At 70.8% G+C, this 14,711-nt stretch carries 9 protein-coding genes; 2 read left to right on the forward strand and 7 right to left on the reverse strand.

Translation table 11 applies throughout. From position 1 onward, the window contains the following. Positions 1 to 11 precede the first annotated feature (11 nt). Positions 12 to 809, forward strand: coding sequence for an alpha/beta hydrolase (locus tag CP969_RS03675; RefSeq protein WP_004992683.1), 798 nt, complete (start codon positions 12 to 14; stop codon positions 807 to 809). Positions 810 to 942: 133 nt separating this feature from the next. Here CP969_RS03675 and asnB read toward each other — a convergent pair whose 3' ends face one another. The 7 genes from asnB to CP969_RS03710 form a co-directional block, all read right to left on the reverse strand. Further along, the gene (gene asnB / locus CP969_RS03680; protein WP_016827850.1) at positions 943 to 2,772 is read right to left on the reverse strand and encodes an asparagine synthase (glutamine-hydrolyzing); all 1,830 of its coding nucleotides are present in this window, start codon (positions 2,770 to 2,772) and stop codon (positions 943 to 945) included. A gap of 219 nt (positions 2,773 to 2,991) precedes the next feature. After that, a complete protein-coding gene (locus CP969_RS03685) occupies positions 2,992 to 3,951 on the reverse strand; it encodes a ParB/RepB/Spo0J family partition protein (RefSeq protein ID WP_158689421.1) in 960 nt (319 codons plus the stop codon). Between the two features lie 325 nt (positions 3,952 to 4,276). After that, positions 4,277 to 8,044 (reverse strand): SDR family NAD(P)-dependent oxidoreductase, encoded by a 3,768-nt coding sequence (locus tag CP969_RS03690; RefSeq protein WP_016827848.1) that lies wholly within the window; start codon positions 8,042 to 8,044, stop codon positions 4,277 to 4,279. A gap of 344 nt (positions 8,045 to 8,388) precedes the next feature. Further along, entirely contained in the window at positions 8,389 to 9,735 is a 1,347-nt protein-coding gene (locus tag CP969_RS03695; protein ID WP_016827847.1) for a condensation domain-containing protein, read from the reverse strand. A 13-nt stretch (positions 9,736 to 9,748) separates the two neighbouring features. Beyond that, positions 9,749 to 10,615 (reverse strand): hypothetical protein, encoded by an 867-nt coding sequence (locus CP969_RS03700; protein ID WP_004992671.1) that lies wholly within the window; start codon positions 10,613 to 10,615, stop codon positions 9,749 to 9,751. Beyond that, positions 10,609 to 11,427, reverse strand: coding sequence for a glycosyltransferase family 2 protein (locus CP969_RS03705; protein WP_026085458.1), 819 nt, complete (start codon positions 11,425 to 11,427; stop codon positions 10,609 to 10,611). Before CP969_RS03705 ends, CP969_RS03700 begins: the two co-directional genes overlap by 7 nt. Further along, positions 11,424 to 12,737, reverse strand: coding sequence for a DegT/DnrJ/EryC1/StrS family aminotransferase (locus CP969_RS03710; protein ID WP_004992667.1), 1,314 nt, complete (start codon positions 12,735 to 12,737; stop codon positions 11,424 to 11,426). The genes CP969_RS03705 and CP969_RS03710 overlap by 4 nt, the downstream gene beginning before the upstream one ends. Positions 12,738 to 13,088: 351 nt before the next feature. On the opposite strand from CP969_RS03710, the gene CP969_RS03715 reads away from it, so the two are divergent. Continuing rightward, positions 13,089 to 14,555, forward strand: coding sequence for an FAD-dependent oxidoreductase (locus CP969_RS03715; protein ID WP_063744527.1), 1,467 nt, complete (start codon positions 13,089 to 13,091; stop codon positions 14,553 to 14,555). Positions 14,556 to 14,711: the final 156 nt, after the last annotated feature.

Here is a 14,711-nt window from a genome sequence, read left to right on the forward strand (position 1 = left end):
GGACACGCGCGATGCGAGTGGTGACCGAGACGTGGTGGAGCGAGGCCCTGGGGAGGCAGAAGTCCGTCAACGTCGTCCTGCCGCCGGGCTACGCACCGACCGGCAGACCCTTTCCGGTTCTCTACCTGCTGCACAGTTACGGCGGCAACCGGCGCACCTGGCTCACGTGCCCGAGCCTGGCCGACTGCGTCGCGGCCCACCGGCTGATCCTGGTCCTGCCCGAATCGGGGCGCTACTGGCTCATCAACGACGCGGGCGGGCGGCGGTACGAGGACTACTTCGTCCATGACGTCGTCGGCCAGGTCGAGAAGCGGTACAACACCGTGGCGTCCCGTTCGGGGCGCGCCGTGGCCGGCTTCTCGATGGGCGGAGCCACGGCCCTGTTCCAGACGCTGCGCCACACCGACCTGTTCTCGGTGGCGGGCAGTCACAGCGGCGCCTTCGAGGCGCCCCTGCGCGAGGGCGACCCCTACACCCCGTACCGTTCGGACCGGCGGCTGATGATGCCGACGGTCAAGGACCACGAACGCGTGTGGGGTCCGGTGGGCAGCGCGGTCCGGCAGGTCTACGACCCGTACCGGCTCCTCGCCGACAAGGATCCTGAGGCGCCGCTGCGTCTCTACCTCGATGTCGGCGAGGGCGACTACGAGCGCATGATCGCGATGAACCGGAACATGCGCGACGCCCTGACCGCCCACGGCGTCTCCCACGAGTACCACGAACGCCCCGGCGGTCATGACTGGAGCTTCGTCGACGCGGGCCTGCCCCGGCTCTTCGGCTTCGTGCGGGAGAACGTCCACGCCGCGTGACACCGGCGCTGAGAAGGCGGCCCCGGACTCGGAGGTGCGGCGGGCGGCCCCGCGCGACGGGCCACGGCCGCGACGCGCGGCCGGCGTCGCGCACCGGGCGCCCCCCTGCTCCGGTCCGGGGCCGATCTTGCGCTCAGGCGGCGATGCGCACGCCGTAGAGCTCCAGCCAGCGGTTCAACTGCAGCAGGTAGGACAGGCCGATGGCCGGTGTCACCGCGGTGATCGGGCCCGGCAGGCTGTCCAGTCCCGAGGTGACCGCCGCACGGACCTTCGCCCGGTCCATGAGGTCGAACACCGGCGCGTTCGGCTCTCCCACCATGTCGAGGACCAGACCCCGCAGCCGCTCCACGTAGCCGGTGTCACGGCTGGCCGGGTACGCGCTCTTCGGCCGCTCGACGACCTCGCGGGGCAGCAGGTCCGCGCAGGCCCGGCGGAGCAGTGCCTTCTCGGTGCCGCCGTAAGCCTTCAGTTCCAGCGGAACGTTGAAGAGGTACTCCGCCAGTCTGTGATCGGCGAAGGGCACCCTCACCTCCAGGCCGACCGCCATGCTCATCCGGTCCTTGCGGTCGAGCAGGGCGCCCAGCCAGCAGCTCAGTCCGAGGTGGAAGACCTCCCGCTCACGACGGCGGGCGCCGTCCTCCCCCGGCAGCCGTGGGACCTCGGCCAGCGCCTGGCGGTAGCGTTCCGCCTCGTAGCGGGCGGGCTCGATCTCGGCGCGCACGTCGTCGCGGAGCAGCAGCGCCGGCTGGCGCTTGGCGTACATCCACGGGAAGGACGCATGTCCGACGTAGCCGCTGTCGAGCTGCCAGGCGTACCCGCCGAACATCTCGTCGGCGGCCTCGCCGGACAGCGCCACGGTGCACTGTTCCTGGACCCGGCGGAACAGGTGGTACATGGAGGTGTCCAGGTCCCCCCAGCCCGGCAGGTCCCGTGCGCGCAGTCCGCTGTCGATGCCTTCGACGAGGTCGTCCGCACCGACGTCGGCCACGAAGCGCTTGATCCCGAGGCGTTCGGCGACCAGTCTGGCGAAGGGCTCGTCGGCGCTGGGCCGCCAGGTGTCGCTTCCCGGACGCTCCGACGTCCCGACGTTCACCGAATAGCTCGCCAGTTCGGCGTCGAGTTCCTGGACCGCCAGGGCGGTGATGGCGCTCGAGTCGATGCCGCCGGAGAGCAGTGTTCCCACGGGGACGTCGGCGACGACCTGCCGCTGGACCGTGTCGCGCAGCAACGAGCGCACCTCGGCCGCGGTGGTGGCGAAGTCGTCGGTGTGCGGCCGCGCCTCCAGTTGCCAGTACCGGCGCTCCCGACGACCGGACGGTCCGGCGATGACGACGCACCCCGGCTTCACCTCGCGCATCGTGCGGTAGACGCCGTGCCCCGGCGTCTTCGCCCGGGGCAGGACGAAGAGTTCGGCGATGCCCTCGCGGTCCACCTCGGCCACCATGCCGGGGTGGGCGAGCAGCGCCTTCGGCTCGGAACCGAAGACGATCCCGTCCCCCACGGGTGCGTAGTAGAGCGGCTTGATCCCGAGCCGGTCCCTGACGAGGAGGAGTTCCCTGGTGCGTTCGTCCCAGAGGGCGAACGCGTACATGCCGTTCAGCCGGTGGACGAAATCCGCTCCCCAGTGCAGATAGGCCGCGAGGAGCACTTCGGTGTCCGAGCGCGTCGAGAAGTGCGCTCCGTGCGAACGCAACTCCGCCCTGAGTTCCCGGAAGTTGTAGATCTCCCCGCTGAAGGTGACCACGACCTGCCCGCCGCCACGTCCCGTGCGCACCATCGGCTGCCGTCCGCCTTCGATGTCGATCACGGCGAGCCGTCGATGTCCCAGAGCGGCGTGGTCCGACAGCCATGTTCCCTGGGCGTCCGGGCCGCGCGGGGCCATGGTTTCCGTCATGGCCGCGATGACGTCCTCGCGGTGCTTCAGTATCTGGTTCCAGTCAACCCATCCGGCAATCCCGCACATGTCTTTTCCATTTCACAGAGAGTGATCGGGAGGAGAGGGAATTTCCCGAGGCATCGGAAACACAGGGCCGGGAGGGGCGCCGTGCGTGACAGCGCCGGCAACGCCTCGTCCCCGGGGACGGTCCGCGTCGCGAAAGACCCCCTCAGGGGGAAAGTCCGCCGGCGAGGCGACGGCAGCGCGCCGGGCGGACCTGTGCCACTTCCGTTCGAGGGGCGGCCGTCAGCCGGCGCTCGCGCGCGACAACTCCGCCTTGGCCTGCTGGGCGACTTTCAGCTCCTCGCCGAACGTCTGCAGTACCTGCGCATAGCCGCAACTGAGTTCGGCCATGGTCGTCCGGCAGTGCGGGGGAAGGCTCTGCAGCACCTCTTCCTGCTCGCGTAATGCGACGCGCACGGCATCGAACATGCGCAGCAGCGAGCGGCCCGTCTCACTGAACCGGAGAGAGGGGTCCCTCCTGAGCCGGTCGAAGATCGAAGTGAGATCGGGCTCCGCCGCGCGGTCCTTGCCGTTGCGGCGGCCCGCGGACGAAGCCGCGGTGAGGATCTTCTCGCGTGCTTCTTCGGGCAGGGCGCCCTGGGGCACGGGAAGGTCACCGCGGTCCAAGCGGTTGCGCACGTCGGCGGCGGTCGCGGGGGAAATGCCGGCGGCCCTCGCGATCTGCCGGAGCGAGGCCGTGGGGTTCTGGCTGATGATCTCCGCGGCGCGTTGCCGTCCTTGCGCGCTGTCCACCGGCCGCGATCGTCCGTCCCTGCCGATCCTGCGCGAGGGCTGGGGGGCTCCTTGCGCGATCTGGCTTCGCATCGCGGCCACTCTCCGGGGCGAGAGCCCTGTCAACGAGGCGACCATGCGGTCGCTCCACTCCGGGTGCGTGGTGAAGACCCGCCGGGCGGCTGCCACGCGGTCGTCCTGTGACAGCGGCAGACCGTGTTTGATGTTCGCGGACACCGAGAGCAGGAATACGTCCGCCTCGCTCCCGTGGAAGAAGCGGGCATCGATTTCCGTCATGCCGCGGATAACCGCCGCGCGCACCCGGTGCACGCCGTCGATCACCTTGCGGGAAGGCTGGTGGACCCAGATCGGAGGGAGGTCTTCGCCCGTTTCGGCGATCATTTGAATATGCTCGGAGTCCTCACCCTGCAGCCGCGGCGAGTCCGTGATGACCAGGGAGTCAATGGACACCGAGCGCACTGTGGACTTTCTGAGAAGTTCTTGTTGACGCGTGAGAGAACTCACCGGACCACTGTCGGAACCCAAACCCCGATAGTGCATCTCTGCCACGTAGACTCCCTGCCGCCCACTTATGGACATCTGTCACCCGACACAATTCCTCGATCACCTGCCCCACCAGTCTCCGCACTCAATCACGTGTCAGCAAGATTCAGGCGGCCGAGAACATCCCTCCGCGCCAAGTTGGCCTATTCATGCTCAACGAAGGCGGTGGGTATGAAAACGCTTACTAACAAGTGGCCGTTTTGTCCTTCGCGGTGTCACGTCCGCGGTCGGCTCACGGCCGGCTCCGCGGCGACACACGGAGCCGTTCGATCTCCCGGGCCAGCTTCTCGACCGTCGGGTGGTCGTAGAGGTGCTGCACCGTCAACTGGACGTCGAAGGCGACGTTCAACCGGTCCACCAGGCGCATCGCGGTCAACGAGTTCCCGCCTTGCTCGAAGAAGTGATCGGTGCTGTTCAGCGAGGTCGACCGCAGGGCCGCCCGCCAGATCTCGGCGACCGCGTGCTCGAGTTCACCGACCGGTTCCGGACCATCGCCCCCCTGGGCGGCCTGGGCGGCCTGGGCCGGCTCCACTCGTACGGCCACGCCGGAACCCACGGCGGAGACGACCGCCTGGCGGACCCGGTCGCCCGGCGCCTGGCCGTGGTAGGACACGGTCACCTGCAACGGTCCCAGGAAGGCCGGATCGAGCTCACGCGCGATGTGCTCGTTGCGGTCGTCGAGCCCGATGAGGACGTGCTCGGCGGGATCGGCCAGCGCGGTACGGAACAGCCGTACACCGTGCTCCGGGTCGATCTCCCGGTAGCCGTGCCGCCGCAGGGCCTCCAGACCGACGCCCCCGTCCTGGTCCGTCGTCCACCTGCTCCAGGACTGGCACTGGACGGGCCGGCCCAGGCGGCGCCAGTGCGCGGCGAACGCGGGCAGGAACCCGCTCGCCGAGGAGTACGCGCCGAAGGCCGTGCCGCCGAAGTGACCGTTGACGGAGGAGAACAGGACCAGGAGCGCGTCCGGCCGGTCCCGCAGCACCTCGGCGACGACCTCGGTACCCGTGACCTTGGCCTGGAACATCCGCCGGAACTCCGCCGCGTCCTCCGCGGTGAGCAGGTGCGCCCCCAGGTCCTGCCAGTAGTGATCGAAGCCGGCGCCCGCCAGGTGCACCAGGCCGTCCAGCTCCTGCCCGAACCGCTGCTCGGCCCCGGCCACCGCGGCTCGCATCGCGTCCAGGTCGGTCACGTCCGCCTGGTGGTGGACGACGTCGCCGAGCCCGGCGAGCTCGGCGAGACGTCCGGCCCGGTCACCCGTCGGAGCGGAACGGCCGGTCAGGACCAGCCGTACGCCGTGTTCGGTGAGCAGGAACCGCGCCAGCCGTACGCCGATCTCGCCGAGACCTCCGGTCAGCAGGTAGAGGCCGCCCGGGCGGATGCGGTGCGTCGCGTCCGGTGCGGCCTCGTGCAGCGGTGTGAGCCGGGGCACCAGCCGCCGCCCGTCGCGACGGGCCACCACTTCGTCCGCGCCCCGATCACCGAGTTCGGCCAGAACGGAGGCTGCCGGGTCGGGGTCGTCCGGGCGCAGATCGAGCTGGCGGACCCACGGCGCGCCGCCTTCGGCGTTGGCCGTGCGCACCAGGCCGTTGACGGTCGCGTGCACCGGTTCCACCGGGTCGTCCGGTGTGGCGAGGGCGCCGTTGGTCACCACGTACAGCGGGAGCCGCTCGTCACCGAGCGCCTTGATCAGACTGTGCAGGGACCCCGCGGGCAGGTCGGGGCCGCGGGTGCCCGCGCAGGCGGCGGACCCGGCACCGGTCGCCCAGGCGTGCACGAGGGCGCCGGGTGTTCCGTGCTCGCGCCGGACCGCGGCCAGCAGCTCGGCGTGGTGTGCCGGGTCGAGGGGGTCGACCCGGTAGCTCCCCGCGTCCCGCAGAAAGGTGGTACCGGTCGTGACCGGGACGACCGGGCCGCCGTCCGGGCGAGCCGCGCGCAGGCGCGCGGCGAGATCGCCTTCGCCGAACACCAGCCAGACACCGGAGCCCGCCGGTCCCGGGTCGGCGGTTGCCCGTACCCACTTGGTCGTGAAGAGCCACGACGCCGGTTCGTCGTCGTCGCCGTGGTCGTGGCCGGCGGCGGACAACTCGGCCAGCTCGTGGTCGAAGGCGCCGGCCTGGTGGTCGGCGAGCAGCCGCTTGCGCTCGATCTTCCCCGCCGACGACTTGGGGAACGCCGCCCGCGGGACCGGGACCACCGTACGGGGCAGCAGACCGACCTCTTTCGACAGCCGGGCACGGATCTCGGAGACGACTTCGCCGCGCTCCCGCGGGGTCTTCGCCGTCAGCACGCAGAGCACGACCAGCTCGTCCGTTCCGGTGTCCGGGTCGTACTCGCTGCAGGCGGCCACGAACGTCGGCAGCACACCGTCGACCTGTTCGACGACGGACTCGATCTCGTGGCAGGAGTAGTTGGCGCTCCGTACGACGACCAGTTCCTTCTCCCGCCCTGTGATGACCAGCCTGCCCCGGTGGACGAAGGCGAGATCGCCGGTGATGAACCAGCCGTCGGCGGTGAACGACTCCTCGTTGGCCGCGGGGTTGTTGTGGTATCCGGTCATCCGGGTGACGCCCCGCACCTGCAGGTGGCCGATCCGGTCCTCGGGCACGACCCGGCCGGAGTCGTCGACGACCCGTATCGACGTGCCCGGGGCGGGAACACCCACTTCGGCGAAAGTGGGGTGGCCGGGCGCGGGCCCGGCGAGTGGCGCGAGGGTCCCGCCCAGCGTCCTGGCGTCGATGGTCAGGACGCCGGTCGGCTCACGGTCGGCCCGCAGTGTCGAGTGCACCATGCCACCGCACACCTCCGACATCCCCCACGCGGGCCGCATCACATCGGGGGCGAGGCCGTGCGGCGCGAGCATCCGCAGGAACTCCTGTGTGGTGTGGCCGACGATGGCCTCCCCACCGTTGGTGATGTCGCGCAGACTGGACAGGTCCCAGGTCCGCTGCGAGATCTCGGCCGCCAGGTTCGTCATCAGCGTGATGACGAAGTTGGGGGCCGAACTGTTGGTGACCCGGTACCGTTCGATCCAGTCCAGCCAGCGCAGCGGATCGGCGACGAAGCTGTCGGTGCGCGCGTTGACGTGCTCCCACTCCATGATCACGTCACGCACGTTGTGCATCACCATGCCGGCGACATGGTCCAGGGGCATGAAGTTGAGGGTCACCTCCTCCGGGCCGAAGCCGTTGGCGGCGACGTTGACGTACGCGCGGGTGACGACGGTGCGGTGCGTGTGCCGGACGCACTTGGGTACCCCGGTGCTGCCCGAGGTGAGCAGGTGAACGGCGGGATCATCGGGCAGTGCGCGGTGCGGCTCACCCGGTTCCGCGGCACGCAGGTCCTCCACCGCGAGGACGTCGAAACCGGTCGTGTCCCACAAGGTGCGCAGCCCGGCCACCTGATCGGCCAGGGCGGCGTCGGTGAGCACGGGTGCCCGGTCGAGCAGTTCCCAGGCGCCGCGCAGCCTGCGTGTCACGGCGGTGTCCCAGCGGTAGGTCGGCGCCACCCCGATCGGGGTGGGCACGAAACCGCCCAGCACGCAGGCCCAGAACCCGGTGACGAAGTTGCGGTTGTCATCGCAGTGCAGCAGCACCGAATCGCCCACGGCCAGCCCGTTCGCCCGCAGCCCGGACAGGACCCGGGTGGCGTCGGCCAGCAGCTGCCGGTAGGTCTGCCGGTCCTCGCTGCCGTCGCCGAGCACGTACGTGGTGCCGCGGTCGCCGCGGGCCGCCCGCGTCAGCGCGTCGACGAGGGTGGCGGGCGCGGTCGACGGCGGCTCCCAGGGACCGCCGTCCAGTTGCGCCGGCGGGAGTCCGGCGGCCCCGTCGTGTGCGACCGGGTCCGGCGCGCTCGTACGGGTGGGGACCGGCCTCGGGCGTGGGCCGGGGCGTCGGCCGACGGTGACCGTCAGGGCGGTGACCCCCGGCACGGCGCGCGCGGCCGCCTCCGACCGTTCGGCGATGTCCGCGAAGGACCGACGTTCTGGCCCTGTGGGCATGACGCTCTCCTGTCCCAGTCGCACTTCTCACTTCCCTGCTCGCTGCCGAACCCCGGGTGCGCGTACCGCGACGGCGTTCGACTCCCGCCGCGGACGGTCGAACGCGGCCGAACCCGGCGTGATCCGCTCGGCGGCCGGGACCGTGCCGGCGAGGACGTCGAGGAGCCCTCGCCGGCCCCGGTCCGGGGAGGGGCGCGCACGACCACGCGACGTGCCGTGACGGGCCCGGGGGCTGTTCGCGCCACCGCGTCCGCATCCGCGGTCGAACCGTGTTCGGTGATCCGGCAGCTGGTCGGCGCCGGCGCGACGGCTCCTCGGCGCCGAAGGTCCGGCGATCCGCCCGGTCAGGGCGCGAGCGGCCGGAAGTCCTCCGCCACGGTGAAGAACGCGGGCGCCTCGGCGAGTGACCGGGTGGGATCGCCAGCCAGGAACTCCACGATCGCCTCCAGGTCGGCCCCGACCCGCTTCGCCATCTCCTCGGACACCGGCGGGTCGACGTAACGCAGTGTCGCGTCCACCCGCTCCGGGCGCAGGAAGAGGTTCAGCAAGAACGTGGTGCCCCCGTTCTCGCAGTAGGCGTCTTCCAGGAAGTCGGGCGCCGGAACCACCTCGTGACCGTCCATGGCCTCCGGCGCGGGGGCCTCGTACATGCCGTTCAGCTCGACCTCCCACGGCCCGGGTGAGCCCGCCCGCCATCCCGTGCTCACCCCCGCCCGGAGGCAGACCTCCTCGACGGGCAGTCTGCCGAAATGCGTCATGCCCCGGCGCAGTTCGTCGCGCCGCGCGGTGAGGAAGGACCGGACGTCCTCACACCGGCTGCTGTCGACCACGTCCACCACTTGGCTCCGCAGCAGTCCCACCACGTCGAAGCCGTGCCGGCGGTGGCGGCCGCTGTGGGTGACGGCCAGCCGGATCGGCGCGCCGTCCGCACGGCGGAAGTAGAGGCCGACACCCGCCGTGATGATCTCGTAGGGAGTGCAGACGTACTCCTTGGAGAGGGACCGCAGCCGTTCGTCGGTGGCATCGGAGAAGCTCAGCTCCCGCTCCCGGGTCCAGGCCTCGCCGCTGGGCCGCTTCCGGTCGAGCATCCACTGCGGCAGCGCGGGCGAGGAGGACTCCAGTGACCGCAGCCAGTCGTCGTAGGTCTCCAGTCCGTCCTGGAGCATCGACGCGTAGTAGTCCGAGAACTGCGTCACCCGGTCGGGACGGGCTTCTTCGCCGGGCCTGTTGTACTCGGCCCTGATCAGGTCGGTGACGATCTCCGCGGACATCCCGTCGCAGCAGGCGTGGTCCAGGACGCAGGCGACGAGTGTCCTCGGACCGGGTGCTCGTCCCAGCACCACGTGCATCGACAGTTCCCGGGGGACGGTCCACCGGTTGTCCAGGCCGCGGACGATGCCGGCGACCGAGTCGAGCGAGCCGTCCCAGTCGACCGTCGTCATGGGTGCCTCGGTGATCTCGGACGGCTCCCGGATCACCTGGGTCAGTTCGCCGTCGACGTCCTCCAGCGACGTGCGCAGCGCCTCGTGCGTGGCGATCGCGTGCCGGATCGCCCGCTCCAGCCTCACCGGGTCGACCGGTCCTTCGACGACGAAGCAGTTGAACAGCCTCTTGGCCGGAACGGAGGTGTGGGGAGCCACGATGAAGTCGTGGTAGACGGCCTGTCCTGCCGATGCCTTGCGCAGCTTCATATCCCATCCATTCTCAGAGTGACCACGGCAGCGCCCAGAAGCCCGCCTTGGCCAGGGCCCGGGCCGGGCCGGGCGGCAGCAGGGCGCGCTGCCGCAGGGCACTCGCCAGCTCGTGGCCGAAGGCGTGGTGGTCCAGGAACTTGCTCAGCACGAGGAGCTTGACGGCCTGTTCCAGCCGGGTCGTCTCGGTGCCGCACACCAGGTCGTCCTTCACCCAGAGCCCGCGGTACTCCACGGGCTGGTGCCGTACCGTGCTTCCCCATGCCGCGGCCGGTCGTGACTGTGTGCTCAGGTCGATCAGTGAGTAGCCGAGCCCGCGCAGCAGGGGGGCGACCACCGCCAGCGGGTACTGCCCCACGTAGTTGTCGACCAGGCCGCCTGCCACGTCGATGCACACCGCGTCCCGTACCGCGTCCAGGTCGGAGCTGAGCAAGGAGTACTCGAGCCCCTGGGTGGTCAGCCTCAGGACGTCGAACGAGTCGTACTCCCTGGCCAGTTGGCGCAGCGTCAGGGAGGGGACGGCGCGTCGTTCGCACACGTCGAAGTCGGCCGCGCTGCCGTACCGGGCCACCACAGCGCGGTGGGGTTCCAGCAAGGAGGAACGAGCGGGGTCCCTGGTCACGTTGAGCTCCTCGGGTCCCCCGTGCACGGAGACCGCGACGGCGTTCACCACGTGGTCGCCGGAGTCCGTCGTGGCGTCGGCCAGCGGGTCGCAGACGACGTTCCGGACGAGACCGCTCAGCGGGTCCCACGAGGCGGGGAGCCCGCGCGCCCCCACGTCCAGCACCCGGATCGGCGTGAGTTTCGAGGACAGCCACGCGAGCGTGTCGGACGCCTCCGCGTCGGACACCGAGCCCGGTATCGGCGAATCGGTCACCATTCCCCCTCGACCGCGTCGTCGCGAAAGGCGTTGGAGTAGCCGCCCAGCGTGTACAGCAAGGTCGGCATGTGGGTGCTCACCATGGGGACGTCCGCCTCCACGAGCGCGCGCAGGAGCTTGTTGTCCTCGCCGACCACATTGCGCCAGTCGTCGACGTCGTAGGTCTCCGGGAAGGGGACGGCCCGCAGGAGCGCCCGCTCGAACAGCCATTCACTGGTGTCGGCGTTCTGCACCCGGCCGGCCACACCGTTCGCCTCGACCTGGTCGCGCAGGACGTTGGACCAGGGCACGTACACACAGGGCCTGCGCAGCTCCAGGTACCGGGCCCGGGCGGCTTCGACGTCGCGGACCCATGGATGCAGCGCTTCCAGATACGGTGTGCCGTCCTGGTGGATCAGACGGCACTGGGAGTGCACGGCCGGGCTGCCGCTGCGCCGCATGGACCTGAACAGGCTGGAGAGGTGGTGCGGTTCCAGCAGGTTGTCGTCGTCGAGGAAGCTGATCAGTGCGGTGTCGGCCAGCTCGACCGCGGCATTGCGGAGTCGGGACAGCACCGGGGGTCCGGAGACGTCTCCGGGCGACCGGGGCCTGAAGTGCCACACCGTCGACCTGTCCCGGACGGTGTCGTTCCGCGCGGTGTGCTCGGCCAACGGCCGGTAACGCGGCTCGTCGTCGTCCACGACGACGAGATGCGTCACCGGACCCGGGAAGTCCTGCCTGCGCACGGTGTCCAGGCAGCGGCGCAGCAGATCCGGGCGACCCCGGGTCACGGTGATCACCGTGATTCCCTCGACACCCCCAGGGGCTCTCATGAGCGGCTGAGCACCACCTTGGCGACCGCGTCGGCGATGTCGGCCATGTCCTGCTCGTCGCCGAGCAGGGTGGAGTGATGGGTGAGAACCGAGTGGCGGACCAGGTACTCGGCGTTCGGGAACTCGCGTCCGCGGTTCTCGGCGACGAAGCGCTCGGCCAGCGGACCCAGCGTCGGCTTGGTCCACGGCCGGAGCAGTCTGCTGCGGCTGAGCGGTTCCCGCGGCGGGTAGAAGCGGGCGCCCAGCTCGGCGGTCAACGCCTCGGCCACGTCGCCGTTGGTCATGCCCGAAGGCAGTGGGTCGAACACGATCGGCAGTTCGTAGACGGAGATACGGGTCTGCTCGGCACGCCGGCGCAGGAGCCGGACGCCGGGGACGGCCTCGAGCAGCCCACTGAGGACCGCGTAGTTGCGGTTGCGGATCTCGTGCTGTTCGTCCAGGACCTCCAGCTGGGCGCACAGCAGTGCCGCACCGAACTCGCTGAGGCAGAGGTTGGCGCCCATCATGGTGGCGCTCTCCTCCAGTTCCAGTCCCTGGGGCGCGTCCTCGGAGGTGGTGTACCGGCGGGAGTCGGCGCGCAGTTCCTGCATCACCGAAGCGAGCCGGTCGTCGTCGGTGACCACCGCGCCGCCCTCACCCGCGGTGAGCACCTTGGACTGCTGCATGCTGAAGCAGCCGATCAGCGCCAGTGATCCGGCGGGCCGCCCGAGCCACTCGGCACCGTGCGCCTGCGCCGCGTCCTCCACGACGCTCGCCCCGTGAGCCGCCGCCATCGCGGAGATCGCGGGGATGTCGGCCATGGCGCAGGACCAGTGGACCGGGAGCACCGCGCGCGGCTCCCCGCGGAAGTCCAGGTGCTCCGGCGCCATGCACCCGGTCAGCGGATCGACGTCCACCAGCACGGGCACGAGTCCGGCCCGCAGCACCGCGCTCGCCGTGGCCACCCAGGTGAGGCTGGGGACCAGGACCCGATCGCCGTGGTCGAGCCCCAGCGACTCCAGGGCCACCACCAGGGCGCTCGATCCGTGGTCCACCGGCACGCAGTGCCGCGTCCCGACGTAGTCGGCGAACTTGCGGGCGAACCGGCGCTCGAACAGCTCGCGGCCCGCCGGACTGGTGATCGCCCACCGTTCGCCCCGCAGCACCGATTCCAGGAGCGGCCCGGCATTCCGCGCCGGCATCGGCCAGGTCGGCCAGCGGCGGTCGGCCGGACGCACCGGAATGCCGCCGTCGACCGCCAGCCGGTCGGCCGCGGGCCGCCGGGAAACGCCGCGACCATCAGTGTCGATCTGCCGAATCGAACGTCCCATTGCGCACCTTCCGACGTTGGGAATTCCCACGAAAGACCGAAGACCGTCACAGGTCCGGTTGGCCGGGCATGCCGTCAGGATGCCCGAGGAGAAGCTCTGTTCAACTGGCGAACGGGCACAGTTGAACGGTGAGTCCGCGCGGTGAAGTGCGGGCAAAGTCAAGGATTCTTGACCGGGCTGACACCCTCGTACAGAATTTCCGTGCCGTGCGGCGCGGCCGGGTTCGGGACCATGCAAGCACAGTAGGCGCCGGGATACTCCGCATCCTCCGAGACCACAGGTCGGAGGGACACGCTCGTCCGCATTCGACGCCGCCACTCAGCGACATCACCACCGAAACGGGAGCCGTACGTGCGGATATCCGAAGGAATCCACAGTCAGGCGGAAATACCGGAGGGTTGCTCGGTCCTGGTCGTCGGGGCCGGCATGAGCGGATTGGGCACCGCTCTGGAACTCAGCGAACGGGGTGCGCGGGACATCGTCGTCGTCGACCCCGGGCCGTTCACCGGTTTCGAGCACCGTTCCCGAACTCCGAATACGGTGCCGCTGCCCGATACGCCCCCCTGGTGGCGTTCCGCTTCCCCGCACTACGCGGAACTCCCCGGCGTGACCGGCCCCCTCGGCGGTCGCTCGCGCTGCTGGCACGGAGTGCTCCTTCCGGTGAGCCGGCGCGTGCTCGAACGGCACTGGCCGAACGACACGGCGGACCGTCTGCTCGCCGAGGGGCCCGGCTCGTACCGGGCGGTCACGGAGGAACTGCTGGATTGGCGGCGCACCTGCGGCGACGCGCGTCCGGACAGGGCGCCCGACGATCCGCGCGAGGAGCTGAGGGCCCTCTGGCCGGACCTGTCGCTGGAACCGGTCCCCCAGGCCGGTTGGTCCGTCGACGGTCCGGACGGCCGCCTCGTATGGGCGTACTCACCGCTGATGGCCTGGGCGCACCGCGGGCTCGCCCGGCACGCCGGCCTCGAGCTGCCGAGAGTGGTGTCCGGCCCGCGGGCGATCAGCGTGCTGGTCGAGGCGGGAAGCGTCCGAGGCGTGCGGCTCGCGACCCCGGACGGCGGGATCCGGGAAGTCCGCGCCGACGTGGTGGTCCTGGCGGCGGGCACACTGGAGAACACCCGGCTCTGCGCCCAGGCGCTCGCCGAGGCCGGGGACGCCGTCACCCGCTGGCCCGGCCTCAACGACCACGTCACCCACGGCTACGCGGTACCGCTGCCGAGCGCGCTCGCCGAGCGGTGGACCCGTTCGGACCACCGCTTCCTCTGGTCCGACCACGAGGAGGAGCTGAACGCGAATCTCTTCATGGAGGTGCACGCGGCCGGCCTGGCCGAACCGGTACTGGACCTGTGGTGGATGGCTCAGCAGGAGGAGCCCTTCCGCGACGAGGTCCGCTTCGACCCGCCGGACCGCACCGCCTCGGGCGAGGACACCGCCTGGGCCGGGCAGGTGACCGCCTCCTTCTCCCCGGCGGACGAGGAGGAGATCCGTCGGCGCGACGAGATCACCGGCAAGCTGCTGGAGGCACTGGACGTCGGTATCGCGGAAGAGCGGGGGCTCGTCGACTTCGATCCGGCCGCGAAAGCCGCCCTCGCCACCGGCACGGCCCACCACTACGTCAGCAGACTGGGCACCGCCGACCACGAGGCGGGCACGGTACCGCTGGGGCGGAGGCTGGACTTCGGCGGCCGGTCCCCCTCGGTCGGCAACCTGTTCGTCACCGGGCCGGCCACCTTCCCGACGGCCGGCGCCGCCAATCCGTCTCTGACCATCCTCGCCCTCGCCGCGCATACGGCGGAAGCCATCACCGGCGGCTGAGGGGACCCGGGTCCATGCCCCACGTCCTCGGCTGTTCCGGCGGGGTGGCGGGAACCGCTTGTCAGGCGGCCGACGGGCGGACCCTTTCCCGGGCCGGGTCGAAGCGCGGTGCGCCCGGGAGCGCGGCCGTCACGGGCTGCCTCGATGCCGCCGGTG

The sequence above is a fragment of the Streptomyces viridosporus T7A genome, assembly GCF_008704515.1.
GTDB lineage: Bacteria > Actinomycetota > Actinomycetes > Streptomycetales > Streptomycetaceae > Streptomyces > Streptomyces viridosporus.

Coding starts and splice junctions, on each gene's coding strand:
- CP969_RS03675 (WP_004992683.1), top strand. CDS start 12: ATGCGAGTGGTGACCGAGACGTGGTGGAGCGAGGCCCTGGGGAGGCAG.
- asnB (WP_016827850.1), bottom strand. CDS start 2,772: ATGTGCGGGATTGCCGGATGGGTTGACTGGAACCAGATACTGAAGCAC.
- CP969_RS03690 (WP_016827848.1), bottom strand. CDS start 8,044: ATGCCCACAGGGCCAGAACGTCGGTCCTTCGCGGACATCGCCGAACGG.
- CP969_RS03695 (WP_016827847.1), bottom strand. CDS start 9,735: ATGAAGCTGCGCAAGGCATCGGCAGGACAGGCCGTCTACCACGACTTC.
- CP969_RS03700 (WP_004992671.1), bottom strand. CDS start 10,615: ATGGTGACCGATTCGCCGATACCGGGCTCGGTGTCCGACGCGGAGGCG.
- CP969_RS03705 (WP_026085458.1), bottom strand. CDS start 11,427: ATGAGAGCCCCTGGGGGTGTCGAGGGAATCACGGTGATCACCGTGACC.
- CP969_RS03710 (WP_004992667.1), bottom strand. CDS start 12,737: ATGGGACGTTCGATTCGGCAGATCGACACTGATGGTCGCGGCGTTTCC.